Below are 18974 nucleotides of genomic sequence, written 5' to 3'. Positions count from 1 at the left end.
AACTTTGTTGCAGTCATTGCCCTGGCGCCTTCAGGAACAGCTGTGTTCCACCCTCGAAGGCGACAGGGGTTGGTTTGGTCTCACCCCTCGGCGACGCCCCTTTCGGCGGCATCGCTGCCGCTTTCAGGTCCCGTTTCGTTGCCGGCAATCTTGCTGCGGCGGAGGTCGGCGAGGTGCGGCACGAGCACGCCCTCGAGCGCACCGGGATCCGGCGCATGCCGGTATTCGAAACAGGGCACCCCCGGCTGCACCAGGTCGGCCACATGGTCGGCGCCCGAGGCAAAGATCACCGCGTCGCATTGCGCGATGACTTCGCCGAGGTCCGGCGACGACAGCCAGGTGACGCGGATATCGGAGACGTGCGGCGCGAACTCGCGCACGCTGGGCCGCATGATGGCGATGTATTCCTCGAAATAGGTCACGGCGGCGATGCGGGTGCGCGGGTCGAGCCCGGCCAGCGCCTGGCGCGTGCGCACCGAGGGGATGAAGCGGAGGCCCAGCACCCGCGCCTCGGGGATCAGCGCCTGCACCTCGGCCTCGCGATGGAGGAACGTGAGGACGATATCGGCCTCGGTGCTGATCCGGCGCAGCTCCTCGGTGACCCTGAGGGAGTCGAGCGTCACCAACTGCACCTGGTCGTTGGTCGCCAGCACCGGTTTCAGCTGCGCCACATAATCCCGCCCCGGCCCCTCGAAGATCGCGACGAAGACGATCTTCAGCCCGGCCTTGGGGCGGCGCAGCAGCGATTGGGCGTTGATCATCGAATTGAGCGTCAGGGTCGAGATGCCGAGCTTTTCGGCCTTGCCGATCAGCACCTCGATATCGGCGCGGAGCGAGGAGACCGGCAGGTTGTCGACGCCGTGCTTTTTCATGTCGGAAACGGCAAAGGCGCCGAGCCCGTGCTTCATCTCGACGAGACCGGCATCGCGCAGCCGCTGATAGACCTGAGCCACGGTCATCGGCGCGATGCCGAGCTCGGCGGCGAGCTGGCGGACCGACTGCAGGCGGGTGCCATGGGCAATGCCGCCGAACGACAGCGCATAGCTCAACAGGCCATAGAGCTGCGTGCCGACCGGCACGGGCAGGGACTTGTCGATGCTGTTGGCGTCGATCGAGAACATGTGTTCTAACCACCTGATACACCTCGACGGTAGCGCTCATCTTTGCGGATGACAATCGGGTGACGAGCAAAATTCGTGCACACGTTGTCGACTGCTCAAATGTCATGCAAAACAGCGTGTTATCGGCAGAGCAGGGCCGGTTCCGGCCGCGGTTCGCACCCCATATGCAACGAAAGTCGATCTGTGCCACTGGCGGCGGGCCGTCTGATGGTGTTCTAGTTTGCTATGTCAATTAGGGGTGAGGAACGGCGATGAGCATGCAACTGGGATTGGAACTGGCGCGGCTGACCGCCGGCCTCGACCGGCTCTATCGCGATGTGCCGCGCACCCAGAGTTTTCTTGATCGCGAGGGGCTGATCCCGGTGGCGATGGCGCAGGTCGAGCCCTATGCGCTCGCCAGTTACGCCGAGGCGCGCGACCGGCTCGAGGCTTTGCAGGCGCGGATTCCCGGCGAGGCCGAGAGCGAGCTGCGCCGCGCTTACCTCACCGAAATGGTGGATTCGCTCTTGGCGCTGCTCGACACTTTTGAGGGCCGGCAGATCTCCTATGCCGAGCGGCTGCGCCGGCAGATGCGGGTCGACACGCAACTGGTGAGCGACGAAATCCTCGATGGCTACCGCCGCACCATCCGGGAGAACCTCGATGAGCTGGGCTACCGCGGCGGCTCGCTGGCCGAGGATGTGGGGCGGTTCGAAGCCGATAGCCTTGTGCCGGCCGATCAGGTGCTCGCCACCATGGGCGAGGTGACGCGCGAGGCGCGCCGCCGCACCAGTGAGATGATGTACCTGATGAACGACGAATGGCTCGAGCCGGTGCGGCTCGATGACGTGCCGTTCACCGCCTATTGCGATTTTCCCGAACGCAAGATGCGGCTCAACCTCGCCATGCCCTTCACCCGCTCGGCCATCAAGCACCTCGCCTGCCACGAGGCCTTTCCCGGGCACCTGGTGCACATGGCGCTGCGCCAGCGCTATGTCGCCGAGGGCAAGATGCCGCTCGACGGCGCGCAGGTGGTGACCAGCTCCGCCAGCAGTGCGCTGTTCGAAGGCATCGCCGATAATGGCTGGTTCTTCCTCGACTGGATCAACACCCCCGAGGACGTCGTCGGCATGACGCTCGAGCGGCTGCGCGCGGCGCTCCGCTGCAACGCCGCCTGGATGCTGCATGCCGAAGGCCGCTCGCACGAGGAGGTGGCGCCGATCATCGCCGAGGCCGGCTATCAGGATCTCGAAACGGCGAAGAACCGCATCGCTTTCCTCCGCCACGGCCTGAGGGCGCCGTTCGTTTACGGCTACTGGTGTGGCGATACATCGACCCATGCGGTGTGGGAGAAGGTGCCCAAGGAGAGGCGCACCGAGTTCTGGGCCTATCTCTACGGCAACATGCACACCCCCTCGACGCTACGCGATTTCTGGACGGTGTGATGGCTTCGCTCGACAGGCACTGGCCGGCTTTTCTGGCTCTGGTCCGCCAATCCGGTCCGGCTGAACCGATGTTCGATTTCGTCGCCGGGCTGATCGGCGAGGCGATCGGCAGCAAGCTCACCACCGCCACGCTGTTCGACGTGCCGGCCGGCCGGCTGCGCCGGCTCTACACCCAGAACGCTGAGGCCTATGCGGTCGGCGGCTTCAAGTCGATCCCCGACAACCAGTGGACCGAAACGCTGATCGGCCGGCAGCAGATCTATACCGCACTCAGCCTCGAAGCGATCGCGGTGGATTTCGCCGACTGGCAGCTGATTGGGTCGCTCGGCTGCGAGTCGATCGCCAACCTGCCGATTGTGGTGGGTGGGCAAACCATCGGGGCGTTCAACCTGCTGCATGAGGCCGGGTATTACACGGCCGGGCGGCTGGCCCGGGTGGACGAGGTGATGCCGTTTGCGACGATGGCGTATCTGGCGGCAGTGTTTGGGGAGCGTCGCTGAAGCGCGTGCCGACCAGCGGTCCGACCCACGGCAATCACCTCAAACTCGGTGTCATCCCAGCGAAAGCTGGGACCCATTTCACCGCTCGCACCAGCGGATAGTTGGGTCCCAGCTTTCGCTGGGATGACAGCCGGTGGGTAGGAGAGGACCTGCTAGAGCCCAAGGCTCCATCACCCGGACCGCAAGTGCGGGCTCTGCGCTCTACTTCTTCCTCTTCATCGCCTCGCTGAGCATGTCCCCCAACGACCCAGTGCTGCGCGGCGCCTGCTGCGGTACGCGCTGGTTGGCGCGCACCGGCGGGTCGCGGGGGCGGTCGCGTGGGGCGGTGGGGTCGATCTCTTTGCGCATGCTGAGGCCAATGCGTTTGCGCGGCACGTCGACTTCGACGACGCGCACCTTGACCACGTCGCCGGCCTTGACCACCTCGTGCGGATCCTTGACGAATTTGTCGGCCAGCTGGGAGACGTGCACCAGCCCGTCCTGATGCACGCCGATATCGACGAATGCCCCGAAGGCGGCGACGTTGGTGACGGTGCCTTCCAGCAACATGCCGGGCTTGAGGTGTTTGATATCGTCGACGCCCTCGGCAAAGGTCGCGGTCTTGAAGGCGGGGCGCGGGTCGCGGCCGGGTTTTTCCAGTTCTGCGAGGATGTCGCGCACCGTCGGCAGGCCGAAGCGGTCATCGACGAAGCGCTGCGGATCGAGGTCCGCGAGCGCCGACTTGTCGCCCATGATGCTGCGCAGATCGCGGCCGCACGCGGCGACGATCTGGCGGGCGACACCATAGGCTTCAGGGTGCACTGAAGACGCATCGAGCGGCTCGGTGCCGCCGGTGATGCGCAGGAATCCGGCGCTCTGCTCGAAGGTGCGTTGGCCCAGCCGCGGCACTTCAAGCAACGCCTTGCGGGAGCGGAACGGACCATTGGCGTCGCGGTGCGAGACGATGGCTTCGGCGACGGACGGGCCAAGGCCGGAGATCCGCGCCAGCAGCGGTGCCGAGGCAGTGTTGAGGTCGACGCCCACCGCATTCACGGCGTCTTCGACCACGGCGTCGAGCGAGCGGCCGAGCCGGTACTGGTCGACATCGTGCTGATACTGGCCAACGCCGATCGCCTTGGGTTCGATTTTGACCAGTTCGGCCAGCGGGTCCTGCAGGCGGCGGGCGATGGAGACGGCGCCGCGCAGCGACACGTCGAGATTGGGGAACTCGGCCGCGGCCAGCTCGGAGGCGGAATAAACCGACGCGCCGGCCTCAGAGACGATCACCTTGGTCGGCTTCGGCGCCGGCAGGCGCTCGATCAGGTCAGCGACCAGCTTTTCGGTCTCGCGGCTCCCGGTGCCATTGCCGATGGCGATGAGCTCAACGCCGTGCTTCTCGATCAGCCGCTTAATGGCGGCCTGCGAGCCCAGCGCGTCGTTGCGGGGCGGGAAGGGGTAGACGGTTTCGGTGTCGAGCAGCTTGCCGGTGGCATCGATGACCGCGACCTTGACGCCGGTGCGGATGCCGGGGTCGAGCCCCATGGTGGCGCGGGCGCCAGCAGGGGCCGCCAGCAGCAGATCCTTGAGGTTGCGGGCGAAGACGCCGATGGCCTCGAGCTCGGCGCGCTCGCGCAGCTCGACCATCAGGTCGATGGAGAGCGAGAGGCGCAGGCGGGTGCGCCAGGCCCAGCCAGCCACTTCGCGGAGCCATTTGTCGCCCGCGCCATTGCCTTGTGCATTGAGCGCGGCAGCAACGAACCGCTCGGCAGGCTTGATCGGATCGGTGACGTCGGCATCCACCTCGATCTCGAGGCTGAGGAACTCCTCATCGCGGCCGCGCATCATGGCGAGGGCGCGGTGGCCGGCAACCTTGTTCCAGCGTTCGGAATGGTCGAAATAGTCGGAGAACTTGGCCCCGGCTTCTTCCTTGCCCTTCAGCACCTTGGCGCTGAGCATGGCCTTGTCGCGCATATAGGTGCGGAGCTGGCCGAGCAGGGCGGCGTTTTCCGACAGGCCCTCGATGACGATGTCGCGGGCGCCCTCGAGCGCTTCCTTGCTGCCGGGCACCTCTTCAGTGATGTACCCCTCGGCGAGCAACAGGGGATCGGCGGTGCGATTGGCGAGGATGGCTTCGGCGAGCGGACCAAGGCCGCGTTCCCTCGCGATTTCGGCCTTGGTCCGGCGCTTGGGCTTGAACGGCAGATAAAGGTCCTCGAGCTCAGCCTTGGTCGCCGCGCCAGTGATGGCGGCGGTCAGCTCGACGGTGAGCTTGCCCTGTTCGTCGATGGATTTGAGGATCGCGGTGCGACGGGCTTCCAGTTCGCGGAGATAAGTCAGCCGCTCGGCCAGCAAGCGCAACTGGGTGTCATCAAGGCCGCCCGTCACTTCCTTGCGGTAGCGCGCGACGAACGGCACCGTGGCGCCGCCATCGAGCAGTTCCACGGCAGCCCGGACCTGGTCGGGGCGGGCGGCGATTTCGGTGGCGATCTGGGCGGCGATGCGGGTGTCGAGTTGGGACATGAGGCTACTTCTTGATTTGGCTGGCGCGACCATAGTCGCCTCGGACCAGAGCTCACACCCGGCGCGGCACGATTTCCTCGGCAATCAGATGTTGCAGCCTGACTGCAGGCTTCAGCGGTAAACCCGATGTTGCAGGAGGACGCAGTCCGTCACATTGCTCGCACAAACCGGAACCGCGTGCCGTCCTTGCCGTCCGGCCTCGGGCCCGGGTTGTCGGCGCGGACTGCGCCGTCCGGGGCGATGCGGAGGAAGCGGTTGGTGGCGAGCGCCATCAGCGTCACCTCGCCCGTGGGCGTTTCCATCCACTGGAACTGCGTCGCCTCACCGGCCATGCCGCCGACGGTGACGACGCCGCCCGCCGTCACCGACAGCACACCACCGGTGTGACGCAGCGCGACACGGCCGAGACCGACCGGCGTGACGGTGAGCGGCTCGGGTGTGCCGCCGATGATGGTGCCCAGCGCCGTGGCGAGGCCGATCTCGGGGACGTTGGCGAGGACGAGCGTACCGGTCTCACCGGCCGGAATCGGCTGCATCAGGCCGCGCGGATGCGGCTCGTCGATGCTGACGCGGTCGAAATCGGCGTGACCGCCTTCGCGTCCGACCTCGTTGTAGGCGAACAGCGCGTAGCGGATGCCCTGGAAGGTCTTGAGCTGGAACACCATGATCACCGGCTCGCCGATGGGCGTGAAGCTTTCGCCATCGGTTGAAAAGCTGAGCTGGGCCAGCTCGGTCAGGAAGTCGCACTCGGCGCGCAGCCAGACCCGCGAACCCGCTGCCGGCACGGTGATTGTTCGGCCGGTCTGGTAGTCGAAGGCGCGGATCTCATCGCCGGCCGCCGTCCGCGCCAGCCCGACCCAGCGCCAGGGCATGCCGAGTAGCGCGAGACCAGCCACGTCGCCGGGAACCAGACCAGAACCGTCAAGCTCGGCCGAAACGATGGAGATCGGCCCGACCGCCCGCTGGGTCAGCGTGTTCCGCGCCTGCCAGAAATCTGCCGCCGGCAGGGTGTGGAGCCTGAGGTGGCCGGGGCGTTCGCCGAGCGACCACTTGTCGTCGACCGGCACGTGGTTCCACTGCCAGAGCGGATTGAGCGCAGCGTCATCGAAATCGTCGCTGCGTTCGGGCCAGGGCAGGGCGACAGGCGAGGGGGCGGCTGACGGCTTTACCCAGGTGCGCGGGGTACGGCCGAGATTGCCGGGCAGCCCGAAATAGGGCCAGCCGTCCTGCCAGGTGATCGGCGACAGGCAGGTCAGCCGGCCGAGCGAGTTGTAATCCATCATCGACCAGCCCCACCATTCGCCATCAGGCGTGTCGACGATACCGCCCTGGTGCAGGTTGAGCCGGCCGTTGCTGGCGGGGTTGGGTGGCACCAGTTCGAACGGCGGCTCGAGAGTGAAGGGGATACCGGCGCCCTTTATCTTATAGCCTTCGACCAGTCCGAAATCCTCGTCGATCGAGATGGCGGGGTTGATCTCCCAGGGGCCATCGAGGCTGTCGGCGCGGGCGCAGGGCATGCGCATCGGTCCGGCGAACCAGGCGCTGGTGATCAGGTATTTGCCGTCGACCTTGTAGAAATGCGCGCCCTCGCCCATCAGGCTGTCGGGCGGCGTCAGGTCGCGTTCGGTGCCGGGGATGACCCGGTGCAGGCTCGGATCCAGCTCGGCGATCCTGAGGTTGCGGTAGCCCCAGACCACATAGGCGCGCCCGTCATCGTCGAAGAACACCGTCAGGTCGTGATAGTTGTACTCGGCTTCGCTGCGCACCCACGGGCCGGCCGGATCGCTGGCGGTGAAGATCTGGGTCTTCTGCCCGTTGACGTTGGAGAAGATGTAAAAGGTGCCGTCGCGGTAGCGGATGCACGGGGCCCAGATGCCCTGACCATAGACCTCCCCTCCCTCGAGCCGGAAGGCGGGCCCCAGGTCGAGCCGGTCGAAGGCGTAACAGACGAGGGTCCAGTTCACCAGATCGGCGGATCGCAGCACCGGCAGGCCCGGCATGCAATGCATCGTCGTGCCCGTCATGTAGTAGACGCTGCCGACCCGGATGATATCGGGGTCGGAGAACTCTTCGTAGAACAGCGGATTGGTGAAGGTCCCGTCGCCGTTATCCGAGGTCCAGGTGGGCTTTGCCGGTGTCATGGAGGTGTTCCGTCAAGAGGGGGCGCAAGAGGGGTGTATGAATCGGCCGCTGCTTCCGGCCCGTCTCTACCTCAATAGGCGATATGGATCACATACAAGGCCGGACTTGCGATGGATTGCGTAGACATTTTGTCCGATTGTACGCAATCCGTGGCAGGGCCCATATTGCCCGTGCTAGCATCGTCCCTGAGCTGGTTGCGAGTGAGGGTCTGCCGGGTGGAAGCGGGCGGTCTGTTCCAGGCCTCGGTGCCGTTGGGGCTCTATACGAGCTTCAGCGTCTGCGCGCCGTGCGGCTTGCGAGCCGTCGATGGCGTGATCGGTCTGCTCGATATGCCCGATACATTCCTCGATCCGGGACGGGTGAAGGCCGGGCTTCTCTGGTTTACCGGCGGCTTCGTCGAGTATCGCTTCTCCTATCGCCCCGGCCCACCGGTCCGGGCCCTCGAGTTCTCCATGGAGCTTGGATCCGATGCGCCCGGAACCTCGCCCGATTGGCCGAGCGCGATCTCGATTTGGGTCAATGACGTCGAGCTCGGCAGTTGGACCCTGCGGGCCAGCCGCTATCGTCAGGACGAGCCGAGAGGCGGCTGGGCGCGCTACGGATCCGATCACGGTGAACTGACCAACTGGCGCGTCACCAGCGCCGGCAGCTTTCTCGATGGACAGAAAATCTCGTCGGTGTCGCTGGCCGACCTGCAACTCGATGCGGCCCAGTCGATTCGGCTGCGCATCGGCGTCGCCGCCGACGCCACCTGTCCCGGCGGGGTCAACATCTTCGGACGCGGCTTCGGGCATCACGACCAGGAGATCATCATGCGACTTGAGACGCAGGACTGAACCGGGGCAAACGGTACGATCTGTCATATGTACCGCATGTTCCGGTATTAATCGATTCTGGGCACGAGACGGGTCAAGCGGCCGCGGGTGGTCGCGATGGCATCCGCCGTGAGGCGGACGATGCGCCGGTCCGACGCCGGATTGATCTATTAGTACGCTGAAACATATACACTATCTGAGACATAAGGATTGGCCGTTGCGGCTGTTCCTGACGTGACGGGGTGGCGCGATACACGAGCCTTGCCTCCCTCGGCATTCATATTAGAATATCCGATGTACATCGAAACACAAGTTGACAAGGAGGGCTTCGCGGATAGGATGGCGCCCGAAAGCGGTGGAGCGCTTTCGGGATGGGAGCGCGAGAGGCGCTGCCGCCGTGGGAGGAAAAACAAAATGGATAGACGCAGCTTTCTGCTGGGCACCGCTGTCGGCGCCCTTACCGTTGCCGCCAATGGTTTGGCTTTTGCGCAGGACGCCGGAGGTACGGCGCCGGATCTGGCGCAGTTCCCGCGCGGCGAGACGGTCATCGTTCACAATCCCGAAGGGATCATCCGCAATCCGAGCTGGTTCAACCTGTGGGCCGTCGGCGCCGGCAACGGCACCAGCAACGGGTTGCACAACCTGACCACCGATACCTTGTGGTTCATCGATCCCGATGCGGGCATCGAAGGGGCCAGCGAGAACGCGGTCTACAACTCACTCGCTGACGATCTCTGGCAATACAATGCCGACTTCACCGAGATGACCGTCAAGCTCAAGCAGGGCATCTTCTGGAGCGACGGTGTCGAGTTCACCGCCGACGACGTGGTGTTCACGGTCGACAAGCAGAAGGCGACGCCGGGTACCCCCTATAATGGCGCCTTCAGTGCGCAGGTCGCCGAAGTCACCGCGCCCGACAAATACAGCGTCCACTTCAAGCTCAATGCGCCGAATTCGCGCTTCCATGCGCTGTTCTCAGTGCGCTGGACCGCCGCCTGGATCATGCCCAAGCACGTCTACGAAAAGGTCGAGGACATCCTCACCTATGACGCCAACCCGCCGGTCAGCATCGGGCCCTATACGCTGCACTCGTTCGATCCGAACGGCACCTGGTACATCTGGCAGAAGCGTGAAGACTGGCAGCGCACCGCGCTAGGCATGATCGCCGAGCCCAAGCCGAAATTCATCATATATCGCAACAACATCACCACCGATAACCGCCTGATCGAGATCCGCAACGGCAACCTCGACATGGTGCACGACCTGACCCCGGAAGGCACCTTCGCCGTGGTCAAGGACGATCCGCAGATCCAGGGCTGGTTCCCGGGCTTCCCCTACGCCCATCCCGATCCGACCCTGCCGATGATCATCTTCAACCACCAGAACGAGAAGTTCCAGGACAAGCGCGTGCGCTGGGCCCTGGCGCTGATGCTCGATGCGCGCGCCATGTCGATGGCGTCGTATCGCGGCGCGGCGACGCTCTCGGCCATCTCGGTGCCGCCGACCGGCACGCATCCGCGCGACTATCATGCGCCGCTGCAGGATTTCCTGATCAACTACGAGGTCGACACCGGCACCCGCAAGATCAAGCCGTACGATCCCAATATCGGCCTGCAGATTGCCGACATGGTGCGTCCGCAGTTCGGCGACGCCGTGCCGACCGATGAAGCGGCGGTGCGCAACGCCTTCGGCTACGGCTGGTGGAAGCAGGATCTGGCGGCGGCCGAAGAACTGCTCGCGGCAGCCGGCTTCACCAAGAACGGCAACCAGTGGATGATGCCGAACGGTGAGCCGTTCGCCTTCGAGGTGATGGTGCCGCAGGAAGGCGTGATCAATCGTCTCGGCGTGATGATTGCGCAGATGTGGTCGCAGGCCGGTGTGCAGGCAACTGCGCAGGTGGACAGCGATACCTGGGGTCGGCAGCGCGTCGGCAACTACGAAACCAACATCGCCTGGGCGGTGGAAACCTGGGGTGGTCACCCCGACCTCAGCTTCTTCCTCGACAGCTACCACTCGGCCTACGTCGCCAAGCCCGGCGAGTCGCAGCCCGACCGTAACTGGATGCGCTGGACCGATCCGCGGCTCGACACCATCATCGAGAACATCCGCAAGATCGACTTCAACGATCCCAAGGGCATCGAGTACGGCCACGAGTTCGTCAAGCTGCACCTCGAAGAGATGCCGAACATCCCGATCATGGCCTACAACGTGTTCTCCATTCAGTCGAACCGCTTCTGGACCGGCTGGCCCAATGCCGAGAACCCGTACGCCAATCCGGTCACCAACTGGTCGAACGGGCGTTACATCTTCACCCAGATCAGCCCTGTGGCTGGCTGACCGCTCTCCCAGGGTGAGAGGGGGCGCGGGCACTTTCCGCGCTCCCTCCCGCCTTCTGGTGGCCTCTCGAGCCCTCGAGGCGCCATCAGAACGCGGGATCGCTGCCGTCGCCGGTGGGCCGGTCGGCAGGCAGCCCGATCTGTGCAATCCCGCGACCGAATGCGCCATGCTGCAGCGCGGCCGCGGGTGTGTGAGGAGTATTTATGCAAGGCTATCTGTGGTTCGCCGCCAAGCGGTTCGTTCAGCTATTGGCGGTGATATTCTTCGGCGTGTCGGCCATGTTCGTGGTGACCTACCTGTCGCCGATCGATCCCGTCGAACAGGTGCTCGGCCGGTTGTCCGCCCGCTCGAACCTGTCGCCTGAGGCGATTGCCGCCACCCGCTTGGCGCTGACCGAGATGTTCGGCACCGACCAGCCGGTGCTCACTCAATATGTCAACTTCTGGAGCCGGTTGCTGCGCGGCGACCTCGGCGCGTCGTTGATGGCGTTTCCGACGCCTGCAATGGAACTGGTGCTCAGGGCGCTCCCCTGGACCCTGGGGCTGCTGCTTACCTCGACCGCCATCACCTTCGTCGTCGGCAACCTCGCCGGCGGGCTCGCCGGCTATTTCCAGAACAGCCGCCTGCTCAAGGCCTTTGGCATCGTCACCATGGGGCTGCAGCCGATCCCCTATTACATCGTCGCCTTCATCATCCTGATCGTCTTCGGCTACCTGTGGCCGGTGCTGCCGATCTCCGGCGGCTTCGCCATGGATGTGCGGCCGGGCTGGACGCTGCCTTTCATCCTGTCGGTGCTGCAGCACTCGCTGCTGCCGGCCCTGTCGCTTGTCCTGGTTGGCCTTGGCGGCTGGTTCATCGGCATGCGGGCGCTGGTCTCCAACATCGTCACCGAGGACTACGTGACCTACGCCGAGCTCGCCGGTGTGCGGCGCGACACCATTGTCGGTGACTACGTGATCCGCAACGCCCTGGTGCCGCAGGTGACGGCGCTCGCCATGGTCATTGGCGGCGTGTTCTCCGGCACCGTCATCACCGAGCAGGTGTTCAACTATCCGGGGATGGGCTCGCTCCTCGTCGATGCGGTCAATGCCGGCGATTACTCGACCGTGCTGGCGGTCTGCACCATCTCGATCGCCGCGGTCGCCCTCGCCATCTTCATCGTGGACCTGCTGCACCCGCTGCTCGATCCGCGCGTTCGGGCGGAGTAAATCCAGATGTTTGCCGTCCTTCGCGACCTCATCCGCTACAATACCGAATTCACCATCGGGCTGATCCTCGTCGGCATCGTGGCGATCTTTGCGGCTCTCAGCTTCTTCTCGCCCGTCGATCCCACCCAGATCTACCTCGCCATTCCCGACCAGCCGCCCTCGACGCAATACTGGTTCGGCACCAATTCGCGCGGCCAGGATCTGTTCTGGCAGCTCTCGGCGGCGTTCAAGAACAGCCTGCTGTTCGGCATTACCGTGGCGGTGCTGAGCCGCATCATCTCGATCGCGGTGGGGCTCGCGGCCGGTTACCTCGGCGGCTGGGTCGACCGGGTGCTGATGTTCATCAATGACATCTTCGTTGCCGTGCCGATCTTCCCGATCCTGGTGCTGTTCTATTTCGTGCTGCGCAACCACATGGACAGCTTCACCATGGCGCTGATCATGGCCTGCTTCGGCTGGCCGTTCGACGCGCGGCTGATCCGCTCGGTGGCATTGGGGCTGAAGCATCGCGAGTTCACCCGCCACGCGGTGTTCGCCGGCATGAGCACCCGCAAGGTGCTGCTCGAGGAGCACCTGCCTTACGTGATGCCGATCGTCTTCTCGACCTTTATGAACAACATGCTGTGGTCGATCGGCATGGAGGTGACCCTGGCGGTGCTGGGCTTCACCAACATCAACAACCCGACCATCGGCACGGTGCTCTACTGGGCCAACTCGCACTCGGCGATGGTGGTGGGCGTCTGGTGGTGGGTGGTGATCCCGGTGATCCTGATCGTCATCACCTTTGTCGGCCTGTTCCTGCTCGCCGTCAGCATGAACGAATATATCGATCCGCGCAGCCGGCTGCGCCGCATGGGAGCCTGACGCCATGGGCGACAACATTCTCGAAGTCGAGGCGCTCAAGGCCTACTACCAGATGAGCTATTTCGGCGTGAACCGCGAGGTCCGCGCCGTCGACGGCATCACCATGAAGGTGAAGCGCCGCGAGGTCTACGGCATCGCCGGTGAGAGCTCATCGGGCAAGACCAGCTTCATCAAGGTGCTGGCCGCCGCCATCCGCCCGCCGCTGCGGGTGGTCTCGGGCAGCGCCACGTACGATTTTGGCGGGCCGCCGACCGACGTCACGGTGGCGACGCCGGCCGAGATCGATGCCACCCGCTGGCGGCACCTCAGCTACATCATGCAGGGCTCGATGAGCACGTTGAACCCGGTGCGTCGCATCGGCCGCATCTTCGAGGATTTCGCGGCCCGGCCGCTGGGGCTCTCGGGCAGCGCCTTCCGCCAGCGCGTGGTCGAGCACCTTGGGCATTTGAAGCTCTCGCCAACCGTGCTCAATGCCTATCCGCATGAACTCTCCGGCGGCATGCGCCAGCGCGTCACCATCGGCCTCGCCACCGTGTGCAAGCCCGACTTCATCATCGCCGACGAGCCGACCACGGCGCTCGATGTGGTGGTGCAGAAGGATGTGCTGTCGCTGATCAAGAACCTGCAGACCGAGATGGGCGCTTCGATCGTCTTCGTCACGCACGACATGAGCGTGCATGCCAATATCGCCGATCGCATCGGCATCATCTATGCCGGCCGTCTGGTCGAGGAAGCGCCGACCCGCACCTTGTTCACCGCGCCCAAGCACCCCTATTCGGCCCACCTCGTCGCCAGCCTGCCGCGCATCGGCGATACGACGCAGCGGCCGGCGCTCGAGGGGCGGCCGCCCAGCCTCGCGGCGCCACCGGCCGGGTGCCGCTTCCACCCCCGCTGTCCGCTCGTCATCGACAAGTGCAAGACCGAGGTGCCGCCGCTGGTGGCGGTCGGCACCGACCACCGCAGCGCCTGCTGGCGCGCCAACGACGTCGAGCCGCTGGTGCCGGGTCACAGCCGCGCAGGAGTAGCCGCATGAGTTCGCTGCTCGAAGTTGCCGACGTATCCAAGCGCTTCCAGATGGGCGGTATCCTGGGCCGGCAGGAGGTTCGCGCCGTCGACCAGGTCAGTTTCGCCATTGCCGCCGATAAGCCCGAGATCTTCACCATCATCGGTGAGAGCGGCTCGGGCAAGACCACGCTGGCGCGTATGATCCTGGGGCTCGAGCGGCCGAGCAGCGGCCGCATCCTGTTCCGCGGCGAGCCGGTGCACCATGAGAACAAAGCCGATCGGCTGAAGTTCATGGCCAATGTGCAGCCGGTGTTCCAGAACCCGTTCGAGGCGTTCAACCCATTGAAGCGAGTCGACCGCTACCTGCAGTCGACGGCGCGGCGCTATCTCGGGGCGCGCGACAAGGCGGCGATCGAGGCCGCCATGGATGGGGCGCTGCAGAAAGTCGGCCTGAGCCTCGCCGAGATCGCCGGCCGCTTCCCGCACGAGTTGTCGGGCGGGCAGTTGCAGCGCGTCGCGATCGCCCGGGCGTTGATCCCCAACCCGCCGCTGCTGATTGCCGACGAGCCGGTGTCGATGGTCGATGCGTCGCTGCGCATGGCGATCGTCAATCTCTTGAAGGCGCTGCGTGACGATTTCGGCGTCTCGGTCATCTACATCACCCACGACCTTGCGACCGCCTATTACATCTCGGATCGGCTGATCATCATGCAGAAGGGCAGGGTGGTGGAGATGGGGCCGGCGAGAACCGTGCTCGATGCCCCGGAACACCCGTACTCGCAGTTGCTCAAGGCTTCGGTGCTCTCTGCCGATGACGCCGGCGCCGGCAAGTTGTCGCCGGCCAACGATCTGCTGCAGCTCAGCAACGACCGGCTCGCCCGCGCCGATGCCAGCCGGCTGGAAGACCGCGAGGACGGGCGGCGGGTGCGGGTTTAGCTGGCACCGCGAGTCTGGTGCCTAGCCCGCCCGGGCCGCAGTCGAGGCGCGCAACTGCTCGAGCACGTGCCGGCCGGCTCCCTCGACATGTTGCTCGATCAGAGCGGCGGCGCCGTCGGCGTCGCCCTGTCTGATCAGCTTGATCAGCTGGCGGTGCTCACGCATCAGCTGCGAGCGGCGGGCCAGCGTGAAGTTGTAATCGCGGGTCACGGCGCGCAGCACCTCGCGGTTCTTCCACCAGATTTCCGTCGCGAGCCGATTGTAGTGGCGCTCGTACATCAGGGTGTGGAACTGCGTGTCGAGATCGCTGTGCAGCACCGGATCGGCGAAGTCGTTGGCTTCCATCGCCTGCTGCAGGCTCTCGAGCCCGGCGATGTCCGTTGGGGTGGCCATGCCGACGAACCACCTGACGAAGCGGGGTTCGAGCGCCACCCCGATCTCATAGATGTCGCGCACGAAATCCTGGTCGATCGCTCGTACCCGCGCGCCGCGATTGGGCACGAAGGTCACGAACCCCTGGCCGCGCAGCAATTGCAGCGCCTCGCGCACCGGGTTGGACGATGATCGGTGACGACTGGCGAGGTCGGCGACCACCAGTCGCTCATTGGCTTTCAGGCGGCCCGAAATGATGTCGTCGCGGATCAGCTCGTAGACCGTTGCGCCTTCCTCGGATGCGCCTGCAGCGTCAATCCCCAGAGGTGGCTTGGCTTGGTAGTCACTCATGGCGGCTTGGTCGCATCGGCAGTTCCCCGAGGCGCCGGCGCGCCCTCGAAGCCGACCATGTTCCGCCGTCAGTGGTATTTCAAGCTGCGAAAAGGCCGAGCGATCAGATCGAAGCGCGAACCACCACCGGCATCGAGATCAGGTGCTCGCCGCTGGTGTCGGACGACAGCAGCAGGCTGACCGAGGCCCGGCCCATCTCTTCATGCGGCAGCGCAATGGTGGTCAGCCCGGGGCGCAGGTAGCCGGCGATCTCGTCATTGTCGAAGGCGACGATCGACATATCGCCCGGCACGGAACGTCCCGCCTCGGCGAGCGCTTGGTACGCTCCGAAGGCGAGCCGGTCGTTGAGGCAGAGCAGGGCGGTTATTTCAGGCTGCTGCGCCAGGATTTTGCGCGTCAGCTCGAAGCCGTGATGCGGCTCCCATTCCCAGCAGCTTTCCTCCACCGCGAAGCGGAGACCGTGCTCGCTCATCGCCGCATGGATGCCGGCGAGACGCCGCGCCACGGTTTCCGAACGGAACAGCCCCTGTTCGGCGACCTTGTTGTGTCCGACCAGCCCGATGCCGTCGCGATGGCCGGCAGCGACCAGCAGTTCCACGGCGCTCCGCCCCCCCGTCAGTTCATCGGGCAGCACCGACAGCGGAAAGCGGCTGCTGGTGCCGTTCAGCATCACCACCCGCGTCGCCGCCGGCAGGGTCGGCACAAAGATCTCGCGGGCCCGCATCGCGGCGAAGATGATGCCGTCCACCTGCCGGTCGAGAGCGGCCTCGATCGCCTGCACTTCGCGATCGGGCTCGCCGCCGGTTTCGAGCAGCAGCAGCACATGGCCGGCCTCCTGCGCCGCGGCGAGTGCACCGCGGATCAGGCCGTTGGCATAGCGCGTGGTGGCGACGTAGTCGGAGATAAATGCAATCGTCCGGGTCTTGTCGGTGCGCAGCGCCTGCGCCGCGAGATTGGGACGGTAGCCCAGTTGCGCTGCCGCTTCATGCACGCGGCGGTGCGCCTCGGCCGAGAGCCTCGTGTCCGGGCGGCCGGTCAGGATCATCGAAGCGGCGGCCGAGGAGAGGCCGGCGAGCCTTGCAACATCGGCGAGGGTTACGCGCTTCTTGGTCAATCCCGCCATCGCTCCAGCTTCGCTCGGACGCTCTTCATAGAGGGGGCAGACGCGATTTGCCAACTTGGCGTCGCTCGCCCTGCCTGCTAAATCCATTTAGCAATTAGCGAGGTTGAAGGCGATGGCTTTTTCACTGCCCGACCATTGGGTCTGGGATTTCTGGTTGGCTGACGACGGCACGAACTATCACTTGTTCTACCTGCACGCACCGCACGCGCTGGGAAACCCCGACCTCAGGCATCGCAACGCCCGGATCGGCCACGCCACCTCCACCGATCTGGTCACCTGGCAGAACCACGGGCAGATTCTCGAGACCGGCCCGGCCGGCAGCTTCGACGATACCGCCACCTGGACCGGCAGCGTGGTGCGCGGCCCCGACGGGTTGTGGCGGCTCTACTATACCGGCTCGCGCTTTCTCTCGCCGGCCAGCAACGCCAATGTCGAGACCGTCGGCATGGCGGTTTCCGAAGATCTCTACAGCTGGCGGAAGCTTCCCGGCCCGATCAGCGTCGCCGACCCCACGCATTACGAGACGCTCGGCACATCGAGCTGGCCTGAGGAAGCCTGGCGCGATCCCTGGGTGTTCGCCGATGCGGCCGGGCAGTGGCACATGCTGATCACCGCGCGCGCCAATCACGGCGCCGACATGGAGCGCGGGGTGATCGGCCACGCCGTCTCCGCGGACCTGCAGAGCTGGCAGGCGCAGCCGCCGCTCAGCGCCATCAATGGCGGTTTCGCTCATCTCGAGGTGCCGCAGATCGTCGAGGTCGAGGGCACGCTGCATCTGCTGTTCTGCTGCGACAGCCCCAGGCTGTCGGGGCGGCTGGCCGGGCAGCAGGGCGGCGTGTGGTCGGTAGCCATTCCAGGCGTGCTCGGGCCCTATCCGATCGAGCGGGCGAGCCTCTTGGTGCCCGAGTCGCTCTATGCCGGACGCATCACCATCGATCGCGCCGGCCGGGCGGTGCTGCTCGCTTTCAACAATGTCCAGTCGGGCGGTGTCTTTGCCGGCTCGATCTCCGATCCGCTGCCGATCAAGCTCGGCCGGCACGCCGACGGCATGCCGAGGCTCGAACTGGAGGCACAGCCATGAGCGCTTCGGTTCAGGGGATGGTGGCGGCGGGGTACGAGCCGATCCGCCGCGTCTTCGAAGCGGCGTTCGACGGGGCGCCGAGCATGGGCGCGGCGCTTGCCATCCTGGTCGATGGCGAAGTGGTGGTGAACCTCTATGGCGGAATCGCCGACGAACGCGACGGACGGCGCTGGGACGAGGACACCGCCTCAGTGGTGTTCTCGTGCACCAAGGGCCTGATGTCGCTGCTGGTGGCGCGCCTCGTCGAAGCGGGACGTCTCGACTATGACGCCCCGGTGGCGCGCTACTGGCCGGAATTTGCTGCTGCCGGCAAGGGCGCCGTGACGGTGGCCGAGGCGCTGAGCCATCGCGCCGGGCTCTCGGCGCCGCGCGAGGATTTCGAGCTCGCCGACATCCTCGATTGGGATGCCGCCACCGCCAGGCTGGCGGCGCAGACGCCGCTTTGGCCGCCGGGTGAGGGCTATGCCTACCACGCGCTGACCCATGGCTGGCTGGCCGGCGAACTGGTGCGGCGGGTGACGGGGCAGTCGCCCGGCGCCTATTTCCGCGAGACGATCGCGCCGCTCGGCGCTGAAGCCTGGATCGGCCTGCCGCACTCGCGCGGCAATGTCGCGCATCTGCAGGTGGCGTCCGAGCTCGCCGCGCTGTGGGAGATGGACGCCAGCAAGGCCGTAGCGGGTGAGGTCAACTGGCCCTATCGCGCCATGACACTGGGACGGGCACTGCCCGCGGCGCTGGTCACCAGCGATGGCGGGTTCAACGATCGGCGCGTGCAGCAGGCCGAGATTCCCGGCGCCGGCGGCATTGCCACGGCCGAAGCACTGGCGGCCATCTGGTCGGCGGCAGTCACCGAAACCCGCGGCGTGCGGCTGGTTTCCGCCGAGGTGCTGCAGCGGGCCACCGCGACGGTGACCGAGGGCGCCCCGGTATTTCCCGCCGAGCCGCCCTATCCGCGCTGGGGCATGGGGTTTCAGCTCGATTCTGAAGCACGACGGTTCCTCACCGCCGAAAGCTTCGGGCATGACGGGGCAGGCGGCCAGGTGGCCTTCGCCGATCCCCGGCACCGCGTTGGATTCGCTTTCATCACCAACTGGATGCGCGGGCCGGGCGACACCCGCGGCACGGCGCTGGTCGACGCGCTGCGCCAGCTGCTCGGAGCCTCTTGACGAGAGCCGTGAACCTCGTGCTAAATCCAT

General features: G+C 65.6%; 15 protein-coding genes. 10 read left to right on the top strand and 5 right to left on the bottom strand.

The annotated features are described in order from the left end of the window. Window positions 1-80 precede the first annotated feature (80 nt). A complete protein-coding gene (locus ASC68_RS27075; protein ID WP_055887330.1) occupies window positions 81-1121 on the bottom strand; it encodes a GntR family transcriptional regulator in 1041 nt (346 codons plus the stop codon). Between the two features lie 251 nt (window positions 1122-1372). On the opposite strand from ASC68_RS27075, the gene ASC68_RS27070 reads away from it, so the two are divergent. Together ASC68_RS27070 and ASC68_RS27065 are read left to right on the top strand one after the other, a co-directional pair. Continuing rightward, window positions 1373-2545: a hypothetical protein gene (locus ASC68_RS27070; protein WP_244488532.1), complete on the top strand. Its 1173-nt coding sequence runs from the start codon at window positions 1373-1375 to the stop codon at window positions 2543-2545. Continuing rightward, on the top strand, window positions 2545-3045 hold the full coding sequence (locus ASC68_RS27065; RefSeq protein WP_055887327.1) for a hypothetical protein: 501 nt from the start codon (window positions 2545-2547) through the stop codon (window positions 3043-3045). Before ASC68_RS27070 ends, ASC68_RS27065 begins: the two co-directional genes overlap by 1 nt. 201 nt (window positions 3046-3246) lie before the next feature. Here ASC68_RS27065 and ASC68_RS27060 read toward each other — a convergent pair whose 3' ends face one another. Then, window positions 3247-5544: a Tex family protein gene (locus ASC68_RS27060; protein WP_055887325.1), complete on the bottom strand. Its 2298-nt coding sequence runs from the start codon at window positions 5542-5544 to the stop codon at window positions 3247-3249. 149 nt (window positions 5545-5693) lie between these two features. Continuing rightward, entirely contained in the window at window positions 5694-7685 is a 1992-nt protein-coding gene (locus ASC68_RS27055) for a family 43 glycosylhydrolase (protein ID WP_055887323.1), read from the bottom strand. Between the two features lie 312 nt (window positions 7686-7997). Here ASC68_RS27055 and ASC68_RS27050 point away from each other — a divergent pair, with 312 nt between their 5' ends. From ASC68_RS27050 to ASC68_RS27025, 6 genes are all read left to right on the top strand, one after another. After that, complete coding sequence (locus ASC68_RS27050; protein ID WP_156387472.1) at window positions 7998-8522, top strand: hypothetical protein; 525 nt, start codon at window positions 7998-8000, stop codon at window positions 8520-8522. 393 nt (window positions 8523-8915) lie between these two features. Beyond that, window positions 8916-10838 (top strand): ABC transporter substrate-binding protein, encoded by a 1923-nt coding sequence (locus ASC68_RS27045; RefSeq protein WP_055887317.1) that lies wholly within the window; start codon window positions 8916-8918, stop codon window positions 10836-10838. A 203-nt stretch (window positions 10839-11041) separates the two neighbouring features. Next, window positions 11042-12046, top strand: coding sequence for an ABC transporter permease (locus ASC68_RS27040; RefSeq protein WP_055887314.1), 1005 nt, complete (start codon window positions 11042-11044; stop codon window positions 12044-12046). Between the two features lie 6 nt (window positions 12047-12052). Further along, window positions 12053-12910 (top strand): ABC transporter permease, encoded by an 858-nt coding sequence (locus ASC68_RS27035; RefSeq protein ID WP_055887312.1) that lies wholly within the window; start codon window positions 12053-12055, stop codon window positions 12908-12910. A 4-nt stretch (window positions 12911-12914) separates the two neighbouring features. Further along, window positions 12915-13943, top strand: coding sequence for an ABC transporter ATP-binding protein (locus ASC68_RS27030; protein WP_055887310.1), 1029 nt, complete (start codon window positions 12915-12917; stop codon window positions 13941-13943). Next, window positions 13940-14851: an ABC transporter ATP-binding protein gene (locus tag ASC68_RS27025; protein ID WP_055887307.1), complete on the top strand. Its 912-nt coding sequence runs from the start codon at window positions 13940-13942 to the stop codon at window positions 14849-14851. The genes ASC68_RS27030 and ASC68_RS27025 overlap by 4 nt, the downstream gene beginning before the upstream one ends. A gap of 21 nt (window positions 14852-14872) precedes the next feature. Here ASC68_RS27025 and ASC68_RS27020 read toward each other — a convergent pair whose 3' ends face one another. Then, complete coding sequence (locus ASC68_RS27020) at window positions 14873-15574, bottom strand: GntR family transcriptional regulator (protein ID WP_055887303.1); 702 nt, start codon at window positions 15572-15574, stop codon at window positions 14873-14875. Between the two features lie 103 nt (window positions 15575-15677). Then, a complete protein-coding gene (locus ASC68_RS27015; RefSeq protein ID WP_156387471.1) occupies window positions 15678-16688 on the bottom strand; it encodes a LacI family DNA-binding transcriptional regulator in 1011 nt (336 codons plus the stop codon). A gap of 121 nt (window positions 16689-16809) precedes the next feature. On the opposite strand from ASC68_RS27015, the gene ASC68_RS27010 reads away from it, so the two are divergent. Then, entirely contained in the window at window positions 16810-17778 is a 969-nt protein-coding gene (locus ASC68_RS27010) for a glycoside hydrolase family 68 protein (protein ID WP_055887295.1), read from the top strand. After that, window positions 17775-18944 (top strand): serine hydrolase domain-containing protein, encoded by a 1170-nt coding sequence (locus ASC68_RS27005; protein ID WP_055887292.1) that lies wholly within the window; start codon window positions 17775-17777, stop codon window positions 18942-18944. The genes ASC68_RS27010 and ASC68_RS27005 overlap by 4 nt, the downstream gene beginning before the upstream one ends. Window positions 18945-18974: the final 30 nt, after the last annotated feature.

This window comes from Devosia sp. Root105 (assembly GCF_001424865.1).
Classification (GTDB): Bacteria; Pseudomonadota; Alphaproteobacteria; order Rhizobiales; family Devosiaceae; genus Devosia_A.
Note: the sequence above shows the minus strand (reverse complement) of the source record. Positions and strands in the feature narration are given on the sequence as shown.